Origin of the sequence: Nocardiopsis sp. Huas11, assembly GCF_003634495.1 — a bacterium.
GTDB lineage: Bacteria > Actinomycetota > Actinomycetes > Streptosporangiales > Streptosporangiaceae > Nocardiopsis.
This window is the reverse complement of sequence record NZ_RBKY01000001.1, coordinates 234,579-258,475: the sequence shown is the minus strand read 5'-3', so window position 1 is coordinate 258,475 and position 23,897 is coordinate 234,579. Positions and strand designations below refer to the sequence as shown.

The 23,897-nt window shown below is 72.6% G+C and carries 22 protein-coding genes; 15 read left to right on the top strand and 7 right to left on the bottom strand.

Annotation, left to right across the window (positions count from 1 at the left end):
- Nucleotides 1-173: 173 nt before the first annotated feature.
- Nucleotides 174-638: a hypothetical protein gene (locus DFP74_RS01120; protein ID WP_121179998.1), complete on the bottom strand. Its 465-nt coding sequence runs from the start codon at nt 636-638 to the stop codon at nt 174-176.
- Nucleotides 639-939: 301 nt separating this feature from the next.
- On the opposite strand from DFP74_RS01120, the gene DFP74_RS01115 reads away from it, so the two are divergent.
- Nucleotides 940-2,316, top strand: a complete 1,377-nt coding sequence (locus tag DFP74_RS01115; protein ID WP_121179997.1) for an NAD(P)/FAD-dependent oxidoreductase — start codon at nt 940-942, stop codon at nt 2,314-2,316.
- Here the strand turns inward: DFP74_RS01115 and DFP74_RS01110 are convergent.
- Together DFP74_RS01110 and DFP74_RS01105 are read right to left on the bottom strand one after the other, a co-directional pair.
- Nucleotides 2,301-2,975 (bottom strand): metal-sensitive transcriptional repressor family protein, encoded by a 675-nt coding sequence (locus DFP74_RS01110; RefSeq protein ID WP_121179996.1) that lies wholly within the window; start codon nt 2,973-2,975, stop codon nt 2,301-2,303. The two genes, DFP74_RS01115 and DFP74_RS01110, sit on opposite strands and share 16 nt — an antisense overlap.
- Nucleotides 2,976-3,049: 74 nt before the next feature.
- The gene (locus tag DFP74_RS01105; protein WP_121179995.1) at nt 3,050-3,340 is read right to left on the bottom strand and encodes a metal-sensitive transcriptional regulator; all 291 of its coding nucleotides are present in this window, start codon (nt 3,338-3,340) and stop codon (nt 3,050-3,052) included.
- A 272-nt stretch (nt 3,341-3,612) separates the two neighbouring features.
- Here DFP74_RS01105 and DFP74_RS01100 point away from each other — a divergent pair, with 272 nt between their 5' ends.
- Together DFP74_RS01100 and DFP74_RS01095 are read left to right on the top strand one after the other, a co-directional pair.
- A complete protein-coding gene (locus DFP74_RS01100) occupies nt 3,613-3,858 on the top strand; it encodes a DUF2630 family protein (protein ID WP_121179994.1) in 246 nt (81 codons plus the stop codon).
- A 117-nt stretch (nt 3,859-3,975) separates the two neighbouring features.
- The gene (locus DFP74_RS01095; protein WP_121179993.1) at nt 3,976-4,641 is read left to right on the top strand and encodes a DUF4126 domain-containing protein; all 666 of its coding nucleotides are present in this window, start codon (nt 3,976-3,978) and stop codon (nt 4,639-4,641) included.
- 4 nt (nt 4,642-4,645) lie between these two features.
- On the opposite strand, the gene DFP74_RS01090 is transcribed toward DFP74_RS01095, so the two are convergent.
- Entirely contained in the window at nt 4,646-6,643 is a 1,998-nt protein-coding gene (locus DFP74_RS01090) for a Xaa-Pro dipeptidyl-peptidase (RefSeq protein ID WP_255499275.1), read from the bottom strand.
- Nucleotides 6,644-6,859: 216 nt separating this feature from the next.
- Here DFP74_RS01090 and DFP74_RS01085 point away from each other — a divergent pair, with 216 nt between their 5' ends.
- The 3 genes from DFP74_RS01085 (at nt 6,860) to DFP74_RS01075 (ending at nt 11,268) form a co-directional block, all read left to right on the top strand.
- Nucleotides 6,860-7,534: an HAD family hydrolase gene (locus DFP74_RS01085; RefSeq protein ID WP_121179992.1), complete on the top strand. Its 675-nt coding sequence runs from the start codon at nt 6,860-6,862 to the stop codon at nt 7,532-7,534.
- 322 nt (nt 7,535-7,856) lie between these two features.
- Nucleotides 7,857-9,902, top strand: coding sequence for an acetoacetate--CoA ligase (locus DFP74_RS01080; RefSeq protein WP_121179991.1), 2,046 nt, complete (start codon nt 7,857-7,859; stop codon nt 9,900-9,902).
- Nucleotides 9,903-9,996: 94 nt separating this feature from the next.
- The gene (locus tag DFP74_RS01075; protein WP_121179990.1) at nt 9,997-11,268 is read left to right on the top strand and encodes a heparan-alpha-glucosaminide N-acetyltransferase domain-containing protein; all 1,272 of its coding nucleotides are present in this window, start codon (nt 9,997-9,999) and stop codon (nt 11,266-11,268) included.
- A 10-nt stretch (nt 11,269-11,278) separates the two neighbouring features.
- Here DFP74_RS01075 and DFP74_RS01070 read toward each other — a convergent pair whose 3' ends face one another.
- Nucleotides 11,279-11,965: a hypothetical protein gene (locus DFP74_RS01070; protein ID WP_121179989.1), complete on the bottom strand. Its 687-nt coding sequence runs from the start codon at nt 11,963-11,965 to the stop codon at nt 11,279-11,281.
- A 137-nt stretch (nt 11,966-12,102) separates the two neighbouring features.
- Between DFP74_RS01070 and DFP74_RS01065 the strand changes: the two genes are divergently transcribed.
- Nucleotides 12,103-12,975 carry an NAD(P)-dependent oxidoreductase gene (locus DFP74_RS01065; RefSeq protein ID WP_121179988.1) on the top strand — a complete coding sequence of 291 codons (873 nt, stop codon included), beginning with the start codon at nt 12,103-12,105 and terminating at the stop codon, nt 12,973-12,975.
- A gap of 24 nt (nt 12,976-12,999) precedes the next feature.
- Here the strand turns inward: DFP74_RS01065 and DFP74_RS01060 are convergent, their stop codons facing one another.
- Nucleotides 13,000-13,590 (bottom strand): TetR/AcrR family transcriptional regulator, encoded by a 591-nt coding sequence (locus tag DFP74_RS01060; RefSeq protein ID WP_121179987.1) that lies wholly within the window; start codon nt 13,588-13,590, stop codon nt 13,000-13,002.
- A gap of 373 nt (nt 13,591-13,963) precedes the next feature.
- Here DFP74_RS01060 and deoC point away from each other — a divergent pair, with 373 nt between their 5' ends.
- The 6 genes from deoC to DFP74_RS01030 are packed head-to-tail and all read left to right on the top strand — an operon-like array spanning nt 13,964 to nt 20,472.
- A complete protein-coding gene (gene deoC / locus DFP74_RS01055; RefSeq protein ID WP_121179986.1) occupies nt 13,964-14,911 on the top strand; it encodes a deoxyribose-phosphate aldolase in 948 nt (315 codons plus the stop codon).
- A gap of 3 nt (nt 14,912-14,914) precedes the next feature.
- Entirely contained in the window at nt 14,915-16,345 is a 1,431-nt protein-coding gene (locus tag DFP74_RS01050) for an aldehyde dehydrogenase family protein (RefSeq protein WP_121179985.1), read from the top strand.
- On the top strand, nt 16,338-17,282 hold the full coding sequence (locus tag DFP74_RS01045; RefSeq protein ID WP_121179984.1) for an aldehyde dehydrogenase: 945 nt from the start codon (nt 16,338-16,340) through the stop codon (nt 17,280-17,282). The genes DFP74_RS01050 and DFP74_RS01045 overlap by 8 nt, the downstream gene beginning before the upstream one ends.
- Nucleotides 17,283-17,340: 58 nt before the next feature.
- Entirely contained in the window at nt 17,341-17,988 is a 648-nt protein-coding gene (locus DFP74_RS01040) for a GNAT family N-acetyltransferase (RefSeq protein WP_121179983.1), read from the top strand.
- Nucleotides 17,985-18,782 carry a purine-nucleoside phosphorylase gene (locus DFP74_RS01035; protein WP_121179982.1) on the top strand — a complete coding sequence of 266 codons (798 nt, stop codon included), beginning with the start codon at nt 17,985-17,987 and terminating at the stop codon, nt 18,780-18,782. The genes DFP74_RS01040 and DFP74_RS01035 overlap by 4 nt, the downstream gene beginning before the upstream one ends.
- Nucleotides 18,783-18,798: 16 nt before the next feature.
- A complete protein-coding gene (locus DFP74_RS01030) occupies nt 18,799-20,472 on the top strand; it encodes a phospho-sugar mutase (protein WP_121179981.1) in 1,674 nt (557 codons plus the stop codon).
- 32 nt (nt 20,473-20,504) lie between these two features.
- Here DFP74_RS01030 and DFP74_RS01025 read toward each other — a convergent pair whose 3' ends face one another.
- Nucleotides 20,505-20,996, bottom strand: a complete 492-nt coding sequence (locus DFP74_RS01025; protein WP_121179980.1) for an Lrp/AsnC family transcriptional regulator — start codon at nt 20,994-20,996, stop codon at nt 20,505-20,507.
- Between the two features lie 884 nt (nt 20,997-21,880).
- On the opposite strand from DFP74_RS01025, the gene DFP74_RS01020 reads away from it, so the two are divergent.
- Together DFP74_RS01020 and DFP74_RS01015 are read left to right on the top strand one after the other, a co-directional pair.
- Nucleotides 21,881-22,879 (top strand): thiamine pyrophosphate-dependent dehydrogenase E1 component subunit alpha, encoded by a 999-nt coding sequence (locus DFP74_RS01020; RefSeq protein WP_121179979.1) that lies wholly within the window; start codon nt 21,881-21,883, stop codon nt 22,877-22,879.
- Entirely contained in the window at nt 22,876-23,895 is a 1,020-nt protein-coding gene (locus tag DFP74_RS01015) for an alpha-ketoacid dehydrogenase subunit beta (protein ID WP_121179978.1), read from the top strand. The genes DFP74_RS01020 and DFP74_RS01015 overlap by 4 nt, the downstream gene beginning before the upstream one ends.
- The last annotated feature ends 2 nt before the right edge of the window (nt 23,896-23,897 follow it).

Genomic DNA, 23,897 nt, shown 5'->3' with positions numbered 1-23,897 from the left:
CAGTCAACAGCCACACCAGGATGCTTCCTTCTTCGGCCTTGCGAGGCCACCACTGGATGCGCCGCTCGCGACGGGCGGCATCCGACGTACACGCCCTAGCGCGCCCTCCCCACGGGCACACGGAACGGGGGCGGACGGTCCTCGCGACCGTCCGCCCCCGTGCCCGGCGGGCCCTACGGCAGGGCGCCGGTGACGTCGTCGACACCGCCGACCGGCGCCTCCGGCGCCTCCACCGGGGCGTCCGGGAGCTCGGCGTCCGGCAGCTCAGCGGGTGCCTCCGGCAGCTCGACCGCGTCCAGCGCGCCCAGCGGGTCCTCCATGGCGGCCAGTTCGGCGATGACCGCGAGGGCGTCCTCGTCACCGAGGAGCTCGACCACGGCCGGGTCGCTCAGGAGGGCCACGACGTCCTCGTCCTCCAGCAGCGCGAGAGCCTCCGGCGACAGCTCGTCGGCGGTCTCCCCGGCGGTCTCCCCGGCGCTCTCGACGCCCTCGACCCCGCTCTCGGCGCTCTCGACGCCCTCGACGGCGTCGACGGCCGCGTCCTCGGGCGGCGGCTCGGCGAGGGCGGCACCGGACCCGGCGATGGACAGTCCGCCGGCCACGGCGGTGGCGACGGCGATCTTCGTGAACGCACGCATACGCGTTGTCAGTCCTTCCGATGAGAGGGTCACGCATCTGCAGTCGCGTGACCACACACAGTCACAAGTCTGCGTGCCGCGTGGTCATGCGGGGGTTACATGGGGGAGAAGCGGCGGTATTCCTTTTCGCTCCACGACAAAAGACGGACAAAGAGCGCGGAACGTCCCGCGCGGGAGTGCACACGAACGGTGCCGCCGCCCGTACATTGTGCCGCGGTGAAGTGGGTACGCCCCACGTCCCGGCCTCGTCCGGGCGTGACGGACGTATCGCACCACGACACGAAGAAGGAGCGGTGTACCAATGTCTCGGCCTCGGATCGTGGTGGTGGGCGCGGGTTTCGGCGGTGTCCACACCCTGCGGCACCTCGAACGCCGTATCCCGACAGGGGCGGCCGACATCGCCCTCGTCGCACCCCACGACTACATGCTCTACAGCCCTTTGCTGCCCCAGGTGGCCTCGGGCCTGATCACACCCCAGTCGGTGGCGATGTCCGTGCACCGGCTCACCCGGGACACCCGCCTGATCCCCGGGCACGCCGTCGGCGTCGACACCGCCGACGGCACGGTCGTCGTACGCCGGCCCACAGGAGAGTTGGCGCCGGTGCGCTACGACCGCCTGGTCCTGGCTCCCGGCGGACTGACCCGTGCCTTCGACATCCCCGGCCTGACCGAGCACGCCTACGGGGCCAAGACCCTGGCCGAGGCCGTGCTGCTGCGCGACCACGTCCTGGCCCAACTGGAACTGGCCAACGACAGCCGTGACCCGGTCGAACGCGAGGAGCGCTGCCGCTTCATCGTCGTCGGCGGCGGCTACACCGGTGTGGAGACCGCGGCCTCGCTCATGCGTCTGACCGAGGAGGCCGCCCGGCGCTATCCCGAACTGCGGTCGGTGATCCGCTGGCACCTGGTCGACATCGCGCCCAAGGTGCTGCCGGAGCTCGGCGACCGGCTCGGCCGGCGGGCGCTGGACATGCTGCGCTCGATGGGGATCGAGGTCAAGCTCAAGGTGAGCGTCCGCGAGGTCACTCCCGACAAGGTGGTCCTCACCGACGGCCGGGCGCTGCCCTGCCGCACGCTCATCTGGACCGCGGGCATGGCGCCCAGCCCGCTCATGGAGACGCTGGGCAAGCCCACCCAGCGCGGCCGCCTGGAGGTCGACTCCGATCTGCGCGTCCCGGGACTGCCCGAGGTGTTCGCGCTCGGGGACGCGGCGGCGGTGCCCAACCTGTCCCACCCGGAGACCCCGTACTGCCCGCCGACCGCCCAGTACGCGAGCCGGCAGGCGGCGACCGCGGCCGAGAACGTGTGCGCCTCGATCCTGGGGCGGCCGCTGCAGGAGTTCCGGCACCGCGACATGGGACTGGTCGTGGACCTGAGCGGCAAGGACGCCCTGGCCCGTGTGCTCAAGTACGAGCTCACCGGTCTGCCCGCGCTGGCGGTCACCCGCGGCTACCACCTGGCGGCGGTGCCCTCGGCGCCCGCCCGGGCCCGCATCATGGCCAACTGGGCGATCAGGGCGGCCACCGGCGGGGAGGTCTCGCGCCTGGGCTTCGCCGATGACGGGCGCCCGGCCTCTTTCGTGGCCAACGAGCACGTGGACTACCTCGACACCGAGAGCGCGGGGCGCGAGGGCGCCCGCCTGCTGGAGAACCTGCGCGAGCGCTACGGGGACGACTGAGGCGGTCGCCGCGCGCCGGTGTCCGCCCGTACGGCGCGGACCCGTCGCCAGCGGTAGAGAAGGACCACGGCGGTGGCGGCCACGGTGATCGCCACCGCCAGCGCGGTCGGCCAGAGCCCCAGGAAGGCGATCGCCTCCTCGAGGTGGCCGCGGCCGGCCGAGTCGGGGTCGGCCAGGACCGCGGTCACGAACGCGGCGGCCAGCACGGTGGTCGCCACGGCCGCCGCCCGGCCGCGTCGGCCGGTCAGGCCCATGCGGCGGCGCAGGATGCCGCCCGCCTCGATGATCCGGGTGACGCGCAGCACGGGAAGGGCCTTGAACGTGCTCACCAGCCGCAGGACCTGGGCCGGACCGAGGGCGAAGAGGACGGCGGGCACGGTCACGAGCGCGATGGCGGTCGCCCACCAGTGCGTGCGCAGCCACTCCCGCTTGTTGTCGGCCAGCGCGATCAGCATGATCCACTCGGCCCACAGGACGATGCCGGCGGCCCAGTTGATCCGCTCACCGGCCGTGGCCCAGGCCCCCTCGCCCCAGACGCCGAGGAAGAGCGCCGGGACGGACACCACCGCCGCGACCAGGACGGGAACGGCCAACCGCCGCTCCAGGGCGGTGGAACGGCGGTTGGGCGCGGGGGGACGCGGCTGATCCTCGGGGGGCATGGCGCCCAGAATAGGCGGTGGTGCGCCGACCGGCCCGTGGCGTCCGAAGACGGCCGGAACCGGTCATTCGTCGCTCAGGAGCGGACCAGCCGGGCGATGGCGTCGGAGGCCTCGCGGACCTTCTCGTCGGCTTCGTCGCCGCCGTTGGCGACCGCGTTCGCCACACAGTGCTTGAGGTGCTCGTCCAGCATGGACAGCGCGAAGGACCGCAACGCCTTGTTGACCGCGGAGGTCTGCGTGAGGATGTCGATGCAGTACTGGTCGTCCTCGACCATGCGCTGCAGGCCGCGGATCTGTCCTTCGATGCGGCGCAGCCGGTTGATGTGGCTCTGCTTGTCGTCGCTGTAACCGTGGTTGCCCACCATGCCGTCGTCCCCGTGTCGTCCCTGATCAGATGCCATAACCATACCCCCTCAAGGTATCCAACCGCGGAAAGTCGGACGGCATTCCGCGCGCTCGTTCCCACTCGCCGCTCCGTGCCGTGAACACGGCCGTAGAAGGAGTTTCCCAGACAATCGGGGTATCGGGCGCCGTGCGACGGATCCCGTGCGCGGGCGCTCGTCAACTCCGGGTCCGCACTCGGTAAGACGTGGCACGGAGTCTTGCCCCGGGCACGTCACGGACCGACCATGGCGGTATGAGCCACAGTGCCGAGAACGAGATCCTGGCGACCATCCGGGCCCTGATGGACGAGGAGCACACGCTCCGCGAACGACCCGGAGGGTTGGAACCGACCGAACGGTCCCGGATGAGGGAGGTGGAGGAGTCGCTCGACCAGTGCTGGGACCTGCTCCGCCAGCGGCGCGCGCGCAGCGAGCACGGACAGGACCCCGACGAGGCCGAGGTCCGCCCGAAGCCGGAGGTCGAGCAGTACTGGCAATAGCGGGGGCGGCGAAACCAGAGGGGCTTGGCGAGCGTCCACTCCGGATAGGACGGCGTCACGGCGGGGACCGCGCCCGGGCGCGGCTCCCGCCGTCGCACGGAGCTCACGAAGGAAGCCATGATCGCCACCCTCACCGGCCTGGGACTGTCCTCAGCGGCAGGGCTCAACGCCTACATTCCCCTCCTCGCGGTCGGGTTGATCGCACGCTTCACCGATCTGGTCCCCCTGGGCGCCGCCTGGGCGTGGCTCGAACACCCGATCACCCTCGTGACCCTCACCGTGCTCCTGGTGGTCGAGTTCGCCGCCGACAAGGTTCCCGCCCTGGACAGCGTCAACGACGTCGTCCAGACGGTGGTCCGGCCCTCCGCGGGCGGCATCACCTTCGGCGCCGGAGCCTCCGCGGTCGACCTCGCCGACCTCACCGGCACCGCCTCCACCACCGCGGCCGAGACCGGTGACGGTGTCAGCTGGGGCCCGGTCGTCGCGGGCATGGTGATCGCACTGGCCTTCCACGCCGTCAAGACCCTGGCCCGCCCCGTCCTCAACTCCATGAGCTTCGGCATGGCCGCCCCGGTCGTGTCGTTCCTGGAGGACGTGGTCAGCTTCCTGACGTCGATGGTGGCGATCCTGCTGCCGCTGCTCATCCTGGTGGTGTTCCCGCTGATGGTCCTGACCGGGGTCTGGGCGGTGCGCGGGAGCCGCCGTCGCCGCGCGCGGCGGGCCGAACGCGACGGCGCCCCCGCCCCGGAGGGACGGAGGCGCCGGATCCGCGGCGACCGGTGACCGGTCAGTCGAGGGCGTCGCGCCCCTCGGCCACCGGCAGGGTCACGTGCGCGGAGTTGGTGTCGACGCTCACCTCGGTGCCGGCCGGGTAGCGCAGGGTGTGCTCGTGGTCGGTGGAGACCACCATGATCCCGATCCGGTGCCCGGCCGGGAACACGTGGTCACCGGGCTGCAGGTCCCACCGGTAGCGGTAGTACTGCCCGGACACCACCGGCCGCTGCCGCTCCTGCGAGGTGCGGTTGCGCGCGTCCAGCCAGCCGCGCGCGATGATCGCGTGGTCGGCCTCCTCGGTGACGTGGTGCCCGGTCGGGATGCAGCCCTCGTCGCCCGGCACGGACTCGCCGTAGCAGTTCATGTCGTCGAAGTCGTACCGCAGGCGGCCGGTCGGCCGCTCGGCGGTGCCCAGGTCGACCAGGGCCGCGGTGAGGAACGGCGAGGGGCCGTCCATCGCCGCGCGCAGCGAGACCCGCGCGGAACCGCTCAGGCGCACGTCCTGCTCCAGCTCCTCGGAGACGTAGACCAGCGACGTCGACCCGGGCGAGTCCGGATCGGCGAGCAGGTCCTGCGGCGAGAGCGTGCGCCCCTGGTCGGTGAAGGACTCGGCGCCCTCGCGCACCGGGCGCGGGCGCGGTGCCAGGCCGCCGGTGGCGGCGTCGGGATCGGGGTTCATGTGCAGCTTGACCGGCGCCGTCCCCTCACCCGGCCAGTCCGCCTGGGTCGTCCACGTGCCGTCCGTGCCCTCCACGTCCACGGCGGGCTCGTCGGTGATGCCGTTGTCGACCTCGTAGAGCCAGTGGTCGAACCAGCCGTGCAGCTGGTCGAGCCACGGGTCGGCGCGCAGGTAGAGCTGGTTGATGTGCGCGCCCTGGTGCAGCCACAGCTTGCGCGGGACGTCGCTTCCCTCCAGGGCCGCCCACAGGTCGGCGGCCTGGCCCGGCATGACGTTGTCGTCGTTGAGGCCGTGCACGAGGAACACGCTCGCCCGGATCTCGTCGGCGTCCTCCAGGTAGTTCCGCTCGTCCCAGAACTCGGTGTAGTCGCCGCTGACGCGGTCCTGCTCCTCGGTGAGCGCGTCGATCACCGGGCGGCAGATCTCGTCGTCGTCGCGGGTGTACACGTACTCGGCCAGGACGTCGGCGTCCTCGCCCTGGTAGCCGCCGGGAGCGCGCACGGCGCCGCCCTCGCGGTAGTAGCCGTACCAGGAGGAGATCGCCGCCTGCGGGACGATCGTCTTCAGCCCCTCCACGCCGGTCGTGGCGGCGGCGGTGGGCAGCGTGCCGTTGTAGGAGATCCCGGTCATCGCGGCCGCGCCGTTGGACCAGTCGGCGGTGACCTCCTCCCCGTCGGCGTCCCAGCCGACGGTGTCACCGGTCAGCCATTCCACGGCCGCCTTGGCGCCCAGCGTCTCGTTGTGCGCGCCCGAGGTGGGGCAGCCGGTGGAGTCGCCGCTGCCCAGGCTGTCGAGCTGGGCCACCGCGTACCCGCGCGGCAGGAAGTAGTTGTCGTAGTAGCCGGAGAAGGACGTGTTGGGACCGGCCCCCTCGGCCGCGGCGCCGGGGTCGCCGGTGCCCGCGGGATCCAGGGCCGCGCCCAGGGCGGTCTCGTCCGCGCGCGGGCCGCCGCGCGGGACGGTGCCGGCCTCGTCGGTGTCCAGGTCCACGTCGTGGTTGGCGACCGGGTTGCCGCCCGCCCAGTAGGGGCTGGGCTCGATGATGGTGGCGACCTCCAGGCCCGCGTCGCTCTCCTTGGGGCGCAGGATCCGCATGCGGACCGTGTCGAGTTCGCCGTCGCCGTCGCTGTCGGCCTCCGTCCGGATGTCGACCTCCTGGTAGATCGCGTCGGCGAACTCGAAGGCGACCTGGGTGCGGCCGTCCTCGACCACCAGGGAGGGGGGATCGGCCGCCGCCGGTGCGGTCAGCACCGTGACGGCCATCAGCGCGGAGGCGGCGACGGCGCCCGCGCGCGTCAGGAGGAATCGTGCGTTGCCGGGGGATGGTGGCAAAGTGTGGCTCCTCGTCGAAGGGGGACTCGAGTCGGGCCATCGTCCTACGAACCCGGCCGTTCGCCCAGGGGACGACACCGCGTTATCGAAAGCGCTATGGCTGCCCCCGCTCCGCCGTCCACTCTCGCGGCAAGGGAGCGCGAACGCACGGAAGCGACGCAGGTCATCCTGAAAAACCGGGGCGCCCCACCGGGCGGTTGTCCTAAAGTGCGAGCAATGACTGAGATGACATTCGACCGAAACGACATCACGCACATCGTCTGGGACTGGAACGGCACCCTCCTGGACGACAACCACGCCAACCTGGCCGCGGTGAACGCCGTGTGCGCCGAGTTCGGCCGTGCCCCCGTGGAACTGGAGTACTGGCGCTCGGTCTTCCGGCGCCCCCTCATCCCCTGCTACGAGGAGCTCCTCGGACGCGGGTTCGTGGACGGTGAGTGGGAGCGGGCCGAGCGTCTCTACGACTCCCACTACCTGGAGCACCTGCCCTCCTGCTCCCTCGCCGAGGGCGTGCCCGATGTGCTGCACACCTGGCGCGACCGCGGCGGCAGCCAGTCCCTGCTGTCCATGGCCTCGCACGACCACCTCGTGCCGCTGATCGCCGAGCGCGGCCTGACCGGCCACTTCGAGCGGGTCGACGGCCGCCAGTTCGAGACCGAGCAGGACTCCAAGGCCGAACACCTGGTGCGCCACCTGGACCGGCAGGGCGTCGACCCCGCCAAGGTCGTGCTCATCGGCGACATCGACGACGACGCCCGGGCCGCCCGCGAGGCGGGCGCCCACGCCATCCTGGTCGCGGGCGGGCTCATGGCACGCGAACGCCTGGCGGCCACCGGCGCACTGGTCGTGGACACCCCCGTGGCGGCCGTGTCGGCACTGCGCGCCGCCTGACACCGGTCGCATGCCGACCGACACCGGCCGCGCCGCCTGACGGCGGCCGCCGGGCCGGGTGCGCTCCGCCGCGTCACACCGGGCGAGGTGGGATGGCCCCACGTGTGGTGTCCAGGGCCGGGCGGCGGTTGTCAATGGGGGACTCCCACCCCCGCCGCGTCCCCGGAACGTGGGGCTCCCACAGCCCCACGACCCCCGTGGTGACCTGCGCACACGCCCTCGGGCCCCGGTGCTCGCCAGGGCGAGGCCGGGGCTTCGCCGCCCGTGGGCCGTGTTGTTAGATGGGTCTCAGAGCCACACGCAACACATGGAAGGCGGGCCAATGACGGAGAGCAGCGTCCCCCGGGTGCTCTGGGAGCCCGACGAGGCGGCGGTCGAGTCCGCCAACATCGTCGCGTTCGCACGATGGGCCGCGGAGCACAAGGGGGTGCGGGCCTTCGGCCGGCCGGAAGCGGACCCGCAGGCGGCCGAGACCTTCGACTACGACGCTCTGTGGCGTTGGTCGACCACCGACATCGAGGACTTCTGGGCCGCGATCTGGGAGTACTACGGCGTGGCGGCCGACACCCCCTACGAGGAGGTCCTGCCCGAGCGTGTGATGCCCGGGGCCCGCTGGTTCCCCGGCGCCACCCTGAACTTCGCCCGGCACGTGTTCGCCGACCGCGAGGACGACGCGGTCGCGATCCGGCACGCCACCGAACTGCGGCCGCTGGGGGAGTGGACCTGGGGCGAGCTGCGCCGGCGCACGGCCGCGATCGCCGCCGGCCTGCGCGAGCTCGGCGTGGGCCCCGGCGATCGGGTGGTGGGCTACCTGCCGAACCTGCCCGAGACCGTCGCCGCGTTCTTCGCCGTGTCCTCCCTCGGCGCGGTGTGGTCCTCCTGCTCACCGGACTTCGGCGTGCGCAGCGTCATCGACCGCTTCGCCCAGATCGAGCCGAAGGTCCTGCTGGCCGTCGACGGCTACCGCTACGGCGGCAAGGACTTCGACCGCCGCCCCGTGGTGGAGGAGCTGCGCGCCGCGCTGCCCACCGTCGAGCACACCGTGCTGCTGGACTACCTGCGGCCCGGCCTGCCGATGGAGGGCACCGTCGAGTGGGGCGACCTGGAGGCCTCCGGCGGGGACGCCGCTCTGGAGTTCGCCTCCGTGCCCTTCGACCACCCGCTGTGGGTCCTGTACTCCTCGGGCACCACCGGCCTGCCCAAGGCGATCGTGCACGGGCACGGCGGCATCCTGCTGGAGCAGCTCAAGAACCTGCACCTGCACCTGAACGCCCAGGACGAGGACCGGGTCTTCTGGTTCACCACGACCGGCTGGATGATGTGGAACTTCCTGGTCAGCGTGTTGCTGACCAAGGCCTCCATCGTCCTGTACGACGGCAGCCCCGCCCACTCCGCGCCCCCCGCCCACCCGTCGGACGAGGCGTCCTCGCCGGATCTGGGCGGACTGTGGGACCTGGCGGCCGAGGCCGGGGTGACGGTGTTCGGCACCAGCGCCGGGTACCTGTCCTCCTGCATGAAGGAGGATCTGCACCCGCGCCGCGGCCGCGACCTGTCGCGCCTGCGGGCCATCGGCTCGACCGGATCCCCGCTCAGCCCGGAGGCCTTCGCCTGGGTGTACGAGGAGTTCGGCGACGGCCTGTGGCTGTTCTCCACCAGCGGCGGCACCGACGTGTGCAGCTGCCTGGTCGGCGGCACGCCGACCCTGCCGGTCTACGAGGGCGAGATCCAGTCGCGCGCCCTGGGCATGGCCGTGGCCTCCTGGGACCCCGACGGCCGGGAGCTGGTGGGCGAGGTCGGCGAACTCGTGGTCACCGAGCCCGCGCCGTCCATGCCGATCTTCTTCTGGGGCGACACCGACGGCGAGCGGCTGCGGGACAGCTACTTCTCCGTCTACCCGGGCGTGTGGCGCCACGGCGACTGGATCGAGATCACCGAGCGCGGCACCGCCATCATCTACGGGCGCTCGGACTCGACCATCAACCGCGGCGGCGTGCGCATGGGCACCAGCGAGATCTACCGGGCGGTGCTGGCGCTGGAGGAGGTCGTGGACGCCCTGGTCGTGGACGTGCCCCAGGGGGACGGTTCGTCGCGGATCGAGCTGTTCACCGTGTTGCGGCCCGGCGCGGACCTGGAGGGCGACCTGCCCAAGGAGATCGCCCGCCGGATCCGCACCGACTGCTCGCCCCGGCACGTGCCCGACCGGGTGCGCGTGATCGGCGCGGTGCCCCGCACCCTGTCGGGCAAGGTGTTGGAGGTCCCGGTCAAGCGCATCCTGATGGGCGAGAGCCCCGACAAGGTCGCCAGCCGCGACTCCCTGGCCAACCCCGAGGCGCTGGACTACTTCAGCGAGCTCGCCGGCCAGGAGTGACCCCGCACCGGGTGGGCGGCGGAGCGCTCCGCCGCCCACCCGGCCTGACGTCGTGCCTTGGGCAGGTGCGCGGAACGCGCATACTCTGACGAACGTGGCACAGAAGCGATCCGACGACACCGCCGCCGCCCCCGACGCGGCCCCCTCCGCAAGCCCCCGAATCGACGGTGTCGACGCGGCGCGCGCCATCGCGGTCTTCGGCATGTTCGCCGTGCACCTGGGCGTGGAGTCCATGGGGCTGCTGTCCCCCGAGGGTCACGCGTGGACTCTGCACGGACTGGTGCGCGGCAACTCCTCGGCGCTGTTCGCGCTGCTGGCCGGGCTCTCCCTGGCGCTGATGACCGGACGTACCGCCCCGGTCACCGGCGTCCCCTGGCGGCGCGCCGCCGTGCGGGTGCTCACCCGCGCCGTGCTCATCGGCCTGCTCGGCGTCCTGCTGGACCTCACCGGCGTGCCGGTCGCCATCATCCTCACGTACTACGCGGGCTTCTTCGTCCTGGCGCTGCCCCTGACCCGCCTGCGTTCGGGAGCGCTGTGGGCGGTGGCGGGCGCCCTGGCGGTGGTCGGTCCACCGCTGTCCTTCCTGCTGCGCGACACGGTCGTGGACGCCGCGCCCCGCACCTCCTCCCTGTCCTCGCTCCCCGAGTTCCTCCTCACCGGCTACTATCCGGCGATCACCTTCATGGCGTTCGTGGCCGCGGGGCTGGCGGTGGGCCGGATGGACCTGCGCTCCACGGCGGTGCGCCTCAGGCTCCTGGGGATCGGCGCGGGGCTGTCGGTCTTCGCCTACGGAGGATCCTGGCTGCTCCTGCACCCGCTGGGCGGGCTCGACCGCCTGGTCGAGGACGGCAGCGCGTTCATGGGCGGATACCCCCTCACCCCGAACATGGACCCCGTGCTGCTGGAGCAGCTGCGCGCCGGCGTCATGGAGGAGGCCAACTCCATCTCCGGCCAGGTCCCCACCGACAGCTGGTGGTGGCTGGCCGTGAACACCCCCCACACCGGGACGACCTTCGAGATCGCCGAGGCGGTCGGGCAGGGCCTCCTCGTGCTCGTGGCGTGCATGTGGCTGGCCGAGCGCGCGCGGTGGGCGATGTACCCGCTGGCCTCCGTGGGCCGGATGCCGCTGACGGTCTACACCGGGCACATCCTGGTCCTGATGGTGATCGTCGCGGACGGGGCCGTCGAGTGGCGCCAGCCCTGGCTCCTGGAGTGGTTCGTGCTCGGCGCGCTCGTCTTCGCCACCCTGTGGTTCCTGGTGCTGCGCCGGGGGCCGGCCGAGGCCTGCCTGGCCCTGGCCGCCGACGGCGCGGTCGCCATCGTCGAGGAGTGGCGCGAGGAGCGGCGCCCACCAAACGCGCCCTAGGAAGCGCCCCCTAGGACTCGTCGGGCCGGGTGATGTGGTTCGAGGTGCGGTCGCGCAGGGCCAGGGAGTCGGTGGTGGTGCGCGTGTTCTGCCGGATGAGGCGGCGCGCGTCGTCGGCCGCGGAGCGGGCCACCGCGCGGCTGGCCACCGGGCGCTGGGAGACCTCGGCGTCCTCGGGCAGGCCGATGTCCATGGGCAGCCCCGCGCGGCTGATCACGCGCAGTTGGGCGGCCTCCTGCGAGTGCGAGGGCCGGATGTCGCCGTTGGCGGTCCGCCAGCCCCGCAGCCGCGCCTGGAGCCAGTCGGTGCCGTGGTGGTCGGGGCCCTCGGGCCAGGCCGCGCCGTCGGGCCGTACGGCCAGGGCGTGCAGCACGTCGGCGACGGTCCAGCCGGCGGAGAAGAACCGCGCGGTCACCTCGCGCAGGACCCGGAAGTCCACCCGGCGCAGCGAGGGGTCCTCGTGGCGCAGGTACTCACAGGCCTCGTGCACGGCGCGCGGCGTGTGCCGCGGCCGGTGCAGCGGGTCGACCTCGCGTTTGCGCAGCAGGGCGTCGTCGACGGTGACGATGACCTCGCCCTGGCGGTTGTCCCAGATGCCCACCTCCTCGCGGGCCCAGCCCTGGGACTCGGCCAGCGCGGTGGCCATCTTGCGCAGGTCGACCTGGGTGTCATCGCTACTGATCCGGAACTCCGCCATGCCCCCAGGTTAGAACCTCCGCGCGGCCGGACGGGCGTGCCACGGGCCCCGGGCCGGAGAAGTGAGTAGAACGTTCGTTCTAGTGGTGTGCTAGCCTGCGCCTGAATAGAACGTTCTTTCTAGTGCGGGGAGTGCTCATGGAAGGCAAGCGGATCACGGTCATGGGACTCGGTCCGATGGGGCGCGCGATGGCGGGCGCCTACCTCGACCGGGGCTACGAGGTGACGGTGTGGAACAGGACGCCGTCCCGGGCCGACGCGCTCGTGGAACGGGGAGCGAACCGGGCCGGGACCGTCGAGGCCGCCCTCACCGCGGGCGGGCCCGTGGTACTGAGCCTGACCGACCACGACGCCGCCTACGCCGTCCTGGGGCAGGCGGTCGACGCCCTCAGGGGCCGCACGGTCGCCAACCTGACCTCGGACACCCCGCGGCGGTCCCGCGAAGTCGCCGAGTGGGTGAGGGGCCACGGCGGCGCGTACCTCACCGGCGCGGCCCTGGCCTCGCCCAGGGACATCGGGCGGCCGGAGTCGGTGATCCTCTACAGCGGACCGGGCGAGGTGCTCCAGGCCCACCGGGAGGCACTGGAGGTGCTGGGCCGCGCCGACCACCGGGGGGAGGACCCCGGGGCGGCCGCGCTGCTCTACCAGCTGAACATGGACATGTTCTGGACCTCGATGGTGTCCTACCTGCACGCGGCCGCGGTGGCCGAGGCCAACGGGATCGCGGCCGAGGACATCGGGGCGCTCGCCGCGGAGGTGATGGCCTCGCTGCCGGAGTTCATCGCCTTCTACACGCCGAGGATCGCCGCCGGCGAGCACCCCGGCGACGCCGATCGCCTCTCCATGGGGGCGGCCAGCGTCGACCACGTCCTGCGCACCACCCAGGACGCGGGCGTGGACGGCCTGCTGCCCGCGGCGGTGCTGGAGGTCTTCCGGCGCGGCATGGCGGCGGGGCGCCAGGAGGACAGTTTCACGAGCCTGCTCGACGTGTTCCGCCGGCCCGTGGCCTGACCCGGCTCCGGGGCGCCCCGGACGTCAGCGATAGGACCTGATCAGCCGCTCCAGGTGGCGGCCCGCCACCTGGAGCGGCTCCGTGCTGCGTGAGACCTGGGCGGCCAACTCGGCGCCCTCCAGTGCGCTGATCACGGTGTGCGCCAGATCGCGGGCGTCGTCCTCGGGCAGGCCCGCCGCGCGCAGGCGCGCTCCGACCAGGTCCCGCCAGTGCGCGAACGCCTCGGCCGCCGCCTCCTGCACGTCCGGCAGCCGTCCGGCGGTGCCCATGGCGGTCGTGGAGACCGGACAGCCGTCGAGCCAGTCCGACGCGCGCAGGCCCTCGGCGAGCGCGTTCGCCAGCGCGGCGACCGCCGCGGCGGGGTCCTGCCCGTCGGCCAGCGCGCCGCGCAGTTCCGCGGCGAACTCGGCGTCGCCGAGCCGGATCGCGGCGACGGCCAGTTCGCGCTTGCCACCGGGGAAGAAGTGGTAGACCGATCCCATCGTCGCCCCGGACTCCTGCGAGATCTGCTTGATCCCGGTTCCGTCGTAGCCCTGGCGCTGCATCAGGTGCGAGGTGGAGCGCACGATGCGTTCACGGGTGTCGGACGCGGGGCGGGTGGCGGAGATCCTCATGGGGTCGAGGCTAGTCGATAGAGCGTTCGTTTCACCGGCGTCGGTACGGGCGGGATCGGTCTGTCCGGTCTAGACCGCACCCGCGCCGAGACGGGTGCGCTGCGTGGGGCCAGGGCCGGTTCTCCGAGGTTTTCCGCTGCGGATTGGAGGATGTGCCGAAGGTGGGACGACCGCGCGGTTGGAGGCTCCTCCAACCTTGGACGGCACGGTCCGGGCGGGTACTGACGCCGGCGGCACCCGGGGTTATGGTGACTGCCTGACGGACCCGAACCGGGGGAGACCCCCGCGGCACCGGGCCGCCCAGGCCCACGTTTTCGCTGGCCCCACAGCGTCCGTGGGCCCGTGACCAGCACACCGACCCACCGAGCAGTAGGTGCCCGTGTCCCACACAGCAACCGCGCCGGAGGCGACGACCGACCGCGCGCTCCGGGCGTATCTGCACGGCCTCCCGGGCGTGGACGAGGTCGGCGCACGCGCCCGCGCCCAGGACCTGGCCACGAGGTCGATCAAGACCACCGCCAAGGCCCAGGCGATCGACCTCGCCATCTCGATGGTGGACCTGACCACCCTGGAGGGAGCCGACACGCGCGGCAAGGTGCGCGCCCTGTGCGCCAAGGCCGCCCTCCCCGACCCCGCCGACCGCACCGTGCCCCGGGTGGGCGCCGTGTGCGTCTACCCCGACATGGTCGCCACGGCCGTGGAGGCCCTGCGCGGCACCGGCGTGGGCGTGGCCTCGGTCGCCACCGCCTTCCCCGCCGGGCGCGCGCCCCTGGAGGTCAAACTCGCCGACACCCGGCGGGCGGTGGCCGACGGCGCCGCCGAGATCGACATGGTCATCGACCGCGGCGCGTTCCTGTCCGGGGACTACCTGAAGGTCCACGACGAGATCGTCGCCGTCAAGGAGGCCTGCGGCCCCGCCCACCTGAAGGTCATCCTGGAGACCGGGGAACTGGTCACCTACGACAACGTGCGCCGCGCCTCGCACCTGGCCATCCGCGCCGGAGCCGACTTCATCAAGACCTCCACCGGCAAGGTGGCGCCCGCCGCGACCCCGCCCGTGGTCCTGGTCATGCTGGAGGCCGTGCGCGACCACTACGCCGCCACCGGCGCCCGCGTGGGCGTCAAGCCCGCGGGCGGCATCCGCACCACCAAGGACGCCATCCGCCAGCTGGTGCTGGTCAACGAGATCGCCGGCCCCGCCTGGCTGACCCCGGACCTGTTCCGGATCGGCGCCTCCAGCCTGCTCAACGACCTGCTCATGCAGCGGACCAGGCTGACCACGGGCACCTATCCGGGCCCCGACTACTACACGCAGGACTGAGCCGTGATCTTCGAGTACGCGCCCGCGCCGGAGTCCCGCTCCGTCGTCACCCTGCGCGAGACCTACGACCTGTTCGTCGACGGTGAGTTCACGCCCGCGAAGAGCGACGAGTACCTCACCTCGCTCAACCCGGCCGACGAGACCGAGCTCGCCCGGGTCGCCGTCGCCGGGGAGGCCGACGTCGACCGCGCCGTCGCCGCGGCCCGCCGTGCCTACGACACCGTGTGGAGCCGGATGAGCGGCGCCGAGCGCGGCAAGTACCTCTTCCGCATCGCCCGGATCATCCAGGAGCGCTCGCGCGAGCTGGCCGTGCTGGAGTCCATGGACAACGGCAAGCCCATCAAGGAGACGCGCGACGTCGACCTGCCGCTCGTGGCCGCCCACTTCTTCTACTACGCGGGCTGGGCCGACAAGCTCCGCCACGCGGGCCTGGGCCCCGACCCGCGCCCGCTGGGCGTGGCCGCCCAGGTCATCCCGTGGAACTTCCCGCTGCTCATGCTGGCGTGGAAGATCGCCCCGGCGCTGGCCACCGGCAACACGGTCGTGCTCAAGCCCGCCGAGACCACGCCGCTGACCGCGCTGGTCTTCGCCGAGATCTGCCAGGAGGCCGACCTGCCCCCGGGCGTGGTCAACATCCTCACCGGCGCGGGCGCGACCGGCCGCGCCCTGGTCGAGCACCCCGGCACCGACAAGGTGGCCTTCACCGGCTCCACCGAGGTCGGGCGCGGCATCGCCCGCTCGGTCGCGGGCACCGACAAGCGCCTCACCCTGGAGCTGGGGGGCAAGGGCGCCAACATCGTCTACGACGACGCCGCGATCGACCAGGCCGTCGAGGGCATCGTCACCGGCATCTTCTTCAACCAGGGCCACGTGTGCTGCGCCGGATCCCGGCTGCTCGTGCAGGAGTCGATCGCCGACGAACTGCTGCCCCGGCTCAAGGACCGCGTCGCCAAGCTGCGCCTGGGCGACCCGCTGGACAAGAACACCGACATCGGTGCGATCAACTCCGCCGCGCAGCTGGAGCGCATCCGCGAGCTGACCGACTCCGGCACGGACGAGGGCGTCGAACGCTGGTCACCGCCCTGCGAGCTGCCCTCGGCCGGCTACTGGTTCGCGCCGACCCTGCTGACCGGGGTCAGCCAGGCCCACCGCGTGGCCCGCGAGGAGATCTTCGGGCCCGTGCTGTCGGTGCTGACCTTCCGCACGCCGCAGGAGGCGGTGGCCAAGGCCAACAACACCCCCTACGGGCTGTCCGCGGGCGTGTGGACCGAGAAGGGCTCACGCATGCTCTGGACCGCCGAGCGCCTGCGCGCCGGCGTCATCTGGTCCAACACGTTCAACAAGTTCGACCCGACCAGCCCCTTCGGCGGCTACAAGGAGTCGGGATACGGCCGCGAGGGCGGACGGCACGGATTGGAGGCCTACCTTGGCTGAGCGGCGCAAGGGCAACGCCGGGAAGAACCCCGGGAAGGGCGCCGCGGAGCCGGCCCCGGTCCCAGGGCGCCTGGCCGTCCGCAAGACCTACAAGCTCTACCTGGGCGGGGCCTTCCCACGCTCGGAGTCCGGCAGGAGCTATCCGGTGACCTCAGCCAAGGGCGACCACCTGGCCAACGCCTCCCTGGCCTCGCGCAAGGACGCGCGCGAGGCGGTCGTGGCGGCGCGCAAGGCCTTCGACGGCTGGTCGGCGCGCACCGCCTACAACCGGGGCCAGATCCTGTACCGGGTCGCCGAGGTCCTGGAGGGCCGGCGCGAACAGTTCACCGCCCAGGCCGTGGCCGCCCAGGGGATCTCCCGCGGCGCCGCCGAACGCGCGGTCTCGGCCGCCGTCGACCGCTGGGTGTACTACGCGGGGTGGACCGACAAGGTCGCCCAGGTGCTCGGCGGGTCCAACCCGGTGGCGGGTCCGTACTACAACCACTCCGCGCCCGAGCCCACCGGCGTCGTGGCCGTGTTCGCGCCCCAGGACGCACCGCTGCTCGGCCTGACCAGCGTGGTCGCGCCGGTCATCGCCACCGGCAACACCGCCGTGGTGGTCACCTCCGAGCACGCGCCGCTGGCCGCGGTCGACCTGGCCGAGGTCCTGGCCACCTCCGACCTGCCCGGCGGAGTGGTCAACCTGCTCACCGGCCGCGTGGGCGAACTCGGCCCGCACCTGGCCGCGCACGCCGACGTCAACGCCCTGGACCTGACCGGGGCCGGCGACCGGGCGGCGGAGTTCGAGGAGACCGCGGCGACCACCCTGACCAGGGTCGTGCGCCCGGGACCCGAGTCCGGCGGGGGCGAGGACGCCTGGCTGGACCCCGATCCCGGCACCTCCCGGATGACGCCGTTCCTGGAGACCAAGACCGTCTGGCATCCGATCGGGGTGTGACACTGTCGGACCGGGGCCCGCCCGGGTCCCGGTCCGACGTGGCCGACGAGGAGCGAAGGTGCCGACGAACACGCGAGGACAGACCGACCCCCACAGCCCCGACAACGGGCGCGTTCCCGGGCTGCGCCTGGTCCGTCTGGACCGGACCACCCCCGAGGTCGCCCTGCTGCGCCAGGCCGTGCTGCGCCACCGGCTGGCCCCCGGCCAGGCCAAGTACACGGGACTGCCCGTGGCCACCCTGCCCGCCGCCGACGCCGATCCCGACCGCTTCCCCTTCGCCGTGGTGCGCACGGGGGCCGGGCCCGCGGACCCGGCGGCCGCCCGGGAGGCCTGTGTCGGCTTCGGCATCGTCGACCGCGGCAGTGCCCTCAAACCCCTGGTCGACGCGCCGGAGCGCGCGGTACTGCTGCGCGCCTACTACGTCACGCCAGAATGGCAGGGCCGGGGGGTCGGGCGGGCGGCGTGCGCCGCTCCGCTGCTGGACCTCCTGGTCGCGGGCGTGGCTCCCACCACCGCCGAGATCGTGCTGTGCGTCAACGAGGCCAACCACCAGGCGGAGCGCGTCTACGCGGCCGCAGGGTTCGCCCCCACCGGACGGCGGATCGTGGGGAGCGCCGGACCGCAACTCGTCATGTCCCGCCCCCTGGTCACGGGAGTGCGCCGCGCGCCGCTCCCGCGGCACGAACGAACGGAGAACACCCAGTGACACGCACACCCCAGGCCGCCGCCGCGGAGGCCGCCACCGCGCTGCGCTCGCGCACCGGCGTGGACGCCTACGACGTCGCCCTGGTCATGGGCTCGGGCTGGGCCCCCGCCGCCGACCTCCTCGGCGACTCCACGCACGAGTTCCCCGCCGCCGACCTGCCGGGCTTCCTCCCGCCGGGGGTCGCCGGCCACAGCGGCACCGTGCGCAGCATCAGCGACGGCGACCGCGCCATCCTGACCTTCCTCGGCCGCACCCACCTGTACGAGGGCCACGGCACCGACGCCGTCGTCCACGGGGTGCGCACCGCCGTGGCGGCCGGGGCGCGCACCGTCGTGCTCACCAACGCCGCGGGCGGCATCAACCCCGCCTACCCGGTGGGTTCGGCGGTGCTCATCGCCGACCACATCAACATGACCGCGCGGTCCCCGCTCACCGGCGCCACCTTCGTCGACCTCTCCGACACCTACTCCGCGGAACTGCGCGCGCTGGCCCGCTCGGTCGCCCCGGGCCTGCCCGAGGGCGTCTACGCCGCCATGCCCGGCCCGCACTTCGAGACCCCCGCCGAGATCCGCATGCTCCGGTCCATGGGCGCCGACCTGGTCGGCATGTCCACGGCCCTGGAGGCCATCGCCGTGCGCGAGGCGGGGGCACGGGTGCTCGGACTGTCCCTGGTCACCAACATCGCCGCCGGGCTGGAGGGCGCCGATCTCGACCACGAGAAGGTGCTGTCCACCGGACGCGACGCGGCCGGGACCGTCGGCCGCCTGCTCACCGACATCGTCGCGAAACTGTGAAGGGACCCGACCTCCGATGACCGACGCCGAACTCCTCACCCGGGCCCGGGACTGGCTCGACCAGGACCCCGACCCCGACACGCGCGCGGAACTGGCCGGGCTGCTGGCCCTGGCCGAGGACGGAGGGGCGGCCGCGCTGGCCGACCTCGCCGACCGCTTCCGCGCGAGTCTGGAGTTCGGCACGGCCGGACTGCGCGGAGCCCTGGGCGCCGGTCCCAACCGGATGAACCGGGCGGTGGTCATGCGGGCCGCCGCCGGGATCGGCGCCTGGCTCGGCGGCGGGGGCCGGCACGTGGTCATCGGCTACGACGCCCGCCACCGCTCCGCCGACTTCGCGGCCGACAGCGCCGCCGTGCTCACCGGGGCCGGGCACCGGGTCTCGGTCCTGCCGGGCCCGCTGCCCACCCCGGTCCTGGCCTTCACCGTGCGCGACCTGGGCGCGGACGCCGGGATCATGGTGACTGCGAGCCACAATCCGCCACAGGACAACGGCTACAAGGTCTACGTCGGCGGGACGGGCCACGACGCCGGCACCCAGATCGTCTCCCCGGTCGACACCGAGATCGCCGCGGCCATCGACGCCGTCGGGCCGGTCGGCGCGCTGCCCCTGGGCGAGGAGTGGACGGTCCTGGGGGAGGAGGCCGTGGAGCGCTACCTGGCCGCGGTCACCTCGCTGCCGCTGGGATCGGACCGCGACTTGGCGACGGCCTACACCGCCATGCACGGTGTGGGCGGACGGGTCCTGCTCCAGGCCATGGAGCGGGCCGGGTTCGCCCGCCCGGCCGTGGTCGCCGCCCAGTTCGACCCCGACCCGGACTTCCCGACCGTGGAGTTCCCCAACCCCGAGGAACCCGGCGCCATGGACATGGCCGCGGCCGAGGGGGAGGCGGCCGGGGTCGACCTGGTGATCGCCAACGACCCCGACGCCGACCGCCTGGCGGTGGCCGTGCCCGGGCACGGGCTGCTGACCGGCAACGAGGTCGGCGGGCTGCTGGCGGAGTTCGTGCTCGACCACACCTGCGGACCGGAGCGGGTGGTGGCCACGTCCATCGTCTCCTCCAGCCTGCTCGGCAAGATCGCGGCGGACCGCGGGGTGCACTACGAGGAGACCCTGACGGGGTTCAAGTGGCTGGCACGGGCCGGGGCGCCGGGACGCAAGCGGGTGTTCTGCTTCGAGGAGGCCCTGGGCTACTGCGTCGGCGGCGACGGCGGCCGGCCGGTGGCCGACAAGGACGGGATCAGCGCGGCGCTGGCCGTGGCGGCGCTGGCGGCGGGCGCCAAGCGCGAGGGGCTGACGCTGGTCGACCTGCTCGACGCGCAGGCCCGTCGGTACGGCCTGCACCTGAGCGACCAGCTGTCGGTGCGGGTGGAGGACCTGTCGGTCATCGTCGCGGCGATGCGGCGGTTGCGCGCCGAACCGCCCGCCGCGTTCGGTCCGCTGAAGGTCGCGGGCATGGACGACTTCGCCGGCGGCCGTGCAGGCCTGCCGCCGACCGACGCGCTGCGCTTCCGGTTGGAGGGCAGCGTCCGGGGACGCGTGACTCTGCGGCCCTCGGGCACCGAGCCCAAGCTGAAGGCCTACGTCGAGGTGGTGTTGGACGTGGACGGCGACGCGGCGGCCACCCGCGCGCGCGGCTCGGAACTGCTGTCCGAGCTGATGGCCTCGGTCGCCGATGCGGTCAGTGCGTGAACGGGGATCGGTCCTTACCCGCCGGGCGCGTCCTACTCACTCGTGGTGGGCTCCACGACCGGTCGGTGTACGACCTCGTCGATGACGGTGAGCGTCTGGGTGGACGTCACACCGGGGAGTGACTGCAGGCGGGTGAGGATCAGGTCCCGCAGCTGGTTGGTGTTGGCGACGCGGACGAGTAGGACGATGTCGGCGGAGCCCACGACGTACCAGCAGTACTCGATCTCCGGGTAGGAGGACAGGATCTCCCTGTTGGCCCTCCAGTCGGGCTGGCTCCCGGAGATGAGGACGAGCGCGGTGACCCCGAGGCCCATCTTGGAGTGGTCCGTCACCACGGAGTAGCCGCGGATGACGCCCTCGTCGGTGAGCCGCTTGATCCGGTTGTAGGCGGTGGCCCGAGAGACGTTGGCGAGTGCGGCGATCTCCGTGATCCCGGTTCGCGCGTCCTTGGCGAGCGCGCTGAGGATCGTCTGGTCGGTCGTATCCGGCCGCCGGCCGTTCCTGCGCTGTTCGCCCATGGCCATGTGCGTGCTCCTCGTGTGCTCTTGTCGTAGCCGTTGACCCCCGGGTGTCGTCATTGACGGGGGCTAACGAACTACCAGGTAAACGTTGTTTTCGTCCATTGTCGTCTCATATGGCGAGACGTTCGGATCGGAATGCGGACCTGGTGGGGGTGGGGTCGGAGAGTCGGGCGGAGCGGGTGCGCGGCCCCCGCCGGGGCCCGACGTGCCGGAGAGCGCGCCGGGCGTCTGACTGTACTCATGGTGGATGCCCGCGATGGGACGGGGGTTTCCCTGACTGGTGAGTAACTACACCGGGTTGCGCAGAACAGCGCAGAACTTCTCGTTCGACGCCGTTTCCGGGTCTGTTTGTCGCATTTATCGGCCATTTCGTCGACGAGTGGTAGGTGGGAGCGCAGCCATGGCCGTTCTGGTCCAGACGATCGCCGGGCGCGTGCGGGGCTGTCCGCGGAGTGCGTGTCGATGGGCGATCGAGCCTGGTTCGTGGGTGTACAGGCCATGGTGTCCTTTTCGGGCTCAGGATGGCCGTCATACTGGACGTTCGCGAACGATGTGCCCTGTTTCGCGCTCATGTGTATCAAGTACGAGGAGATATCTAGCGGATCTGTCGAGTCTTGCGCAGAATCAGAGGTGGACCGTGAACCACCCCGAGCCCTGACCGCGCGAGCGACGGGGACATGTTGGGAGCCGCTCGAATGCCCACCCGTCACCCGCCATCGCCCCAGGGCCCTCACGGGGAGAGTGGGGCTACCCCCCTCAACGGAGACGCTGCGCGTCCAGCCACCCCCGTCCGTCACCCGCCATCGCCCCAGAGCCCTCACGGGGAGAGTGGGGCTACCCCCCTCAACGGAGACGCTGCGCGTCCAGTCGCCCCCGGGTCGATCACGGTGGACCACCTGCCCGCCGACCTCACCCGCGCGCTCTACCGCCACATGCGCACCGCGCGCGACCTCGACACCGAGGCCATCGCCCTCCAGCGCCAGGGCGTCTTCCCCGCCTACGTGTCGGTCCGGGGCCAGGAGGCCGCCCAGGTCGCCAGCGCCTCGGCCCTGGACAACACGCGCGACTTCGTCTTCCCGACCTACCGCGAGATGGCCTCGGCCCTCGCCTACGGCGTGGAGATGGTCGGCTACATGTCCTCCCACCGCGCCCTGTGGCACGGCGGCCTCTACGACGTCATGGCCTCGCGCTTCGGCGCCGTCAACGCCGTCGTCGGCGGACCCGTCCCGCACGCCGTCGGCTGGGCGGTGGGCGAGCGGCTGCGCGGTGACGACGGCGTCGCCCTGGCCTACTTCGGCGACGGCGCCAGCTCCGAGGGCGACGTCCACGAGTCGATGAACTTCGCCGGCGTCTTCCGTGCTCCGGTCGTCTTCTTCTGCCAGAACAACCAGTGGGCGCTCTCGGTCCCCAATGACCGCCAGGTCGCGGGCGGGTCGGTCGCCGCGCGCGCCCAGGGCTACGGCCTGCCCGGCGTGCTGGTGGACGGCAACGACGCCGGAGCGGTGTACGAGGCCACCGCCGAGGCCGTGGCCCGGGCCCGCCGCGGGGACGGGCCCACCGTCATCGAGGCGCTCACCTACCGCGTGGAGCCGCACTCGACCTCCGACGACCCCACCCGCTACCGCGACGAGGCCGAGACCGCCCGCTGGCGCGAGCGCGACCCCGTCACCCTCCTGCGCCGCGCCCTGCTCGCCGCCGGGCACGCGGCGGAGGAGGACCTGGCCGAGGACGACGCCCGCGCCCGCCGGCAGGCGGCACGGATCCGCGACGGCGTCGCCTCCGCACCCGAACCGGACGGGTCCGACCTGTTCACGCACGTCTTCCGGGAGACCACCGAGGAGCTGTCCCGGCAGCGCCGTACCTGGCAGGAAGAGGTCGAGCTGTGACCGAGCTGATCGAGCGGGACGAGGCCACCGCCGAGCCCCCGACCGTCGAACTGTCCATGCAGCAGGCGATCAACCGCGCCCTGCGCGTCCTGCTGGCCGAGGACCCCGCCACCCTGGTCTTCGGTGAGGACGTCGGCGCCCTCGGCGGCGTCTTCCGCGTCACCGACGGCCTGCAGAAGGAGTTCGGCGACCAGCGCGTCTTCGACACGCCCCTGGCCGAATCCGCGATCATGGGCATGGCGGTCGGCCTGGCCATGAACGGCTGGCGGCCCGTCCCCGAGCTCCAGTTCGACGGCTTCGCCTATCCGGCCGTCGACCAGATCGTCAACCAGGTCGCACGGATGAACTACCGGACCCGCGGCGCCGCGCCCATGCCGATCACGCTGCGCCTGCCCTCCTTCGGCGGGATCCAGGCGCCCGAACACCACGGGGAGAGCCTGGAGGCGCTCTTCGCGCACACCCCGGGCCTCAAGGTCGCCGCGCCCTCCGACGCCGCCGAGGCCTACAGCCTGCTGCTGCAGTCGGTGCGCAGCGACGACCCGGTCGTCTACATGGAGCCCAAGGCCCGCTACTGGGACCGCAAGCCCGTCGTGCTGCGCGAGCCCACCGATCCCATCGGCACCAGCCGCATCGTGCGCCACGGCCGCCACGCCACGCTCATCGCCTGGGGAGCGATGGTGCACCGGTGCCTCAAGGTCGCCGAACTGGCCGCCGAGGACGGTGTCGAGCTGGAGGTGCTCGACCTGCGCTGGCTCAAGCCCATCGACACCGCCGGACTCGCCGCCTCCGTCTCGCGGACCAAGCGCGCGGTGGTCGTGCACGAGGCGCCGCTCACCGCGGGACTGGGCGCCGAGGTGGCCGCGCTGGTCACGGAGAACTGCTTCCGCGACCTGTCCGCGCCGGTCCAGCGCGTCACCGGATTCGACGTGCCCTACCCCGCCGGACCCCTGGAACCGCAGTACCTGCCGACCATCGACCGCGTCCTGTTCGCGGTCCAACGGACTCTGGAGTACTAGAC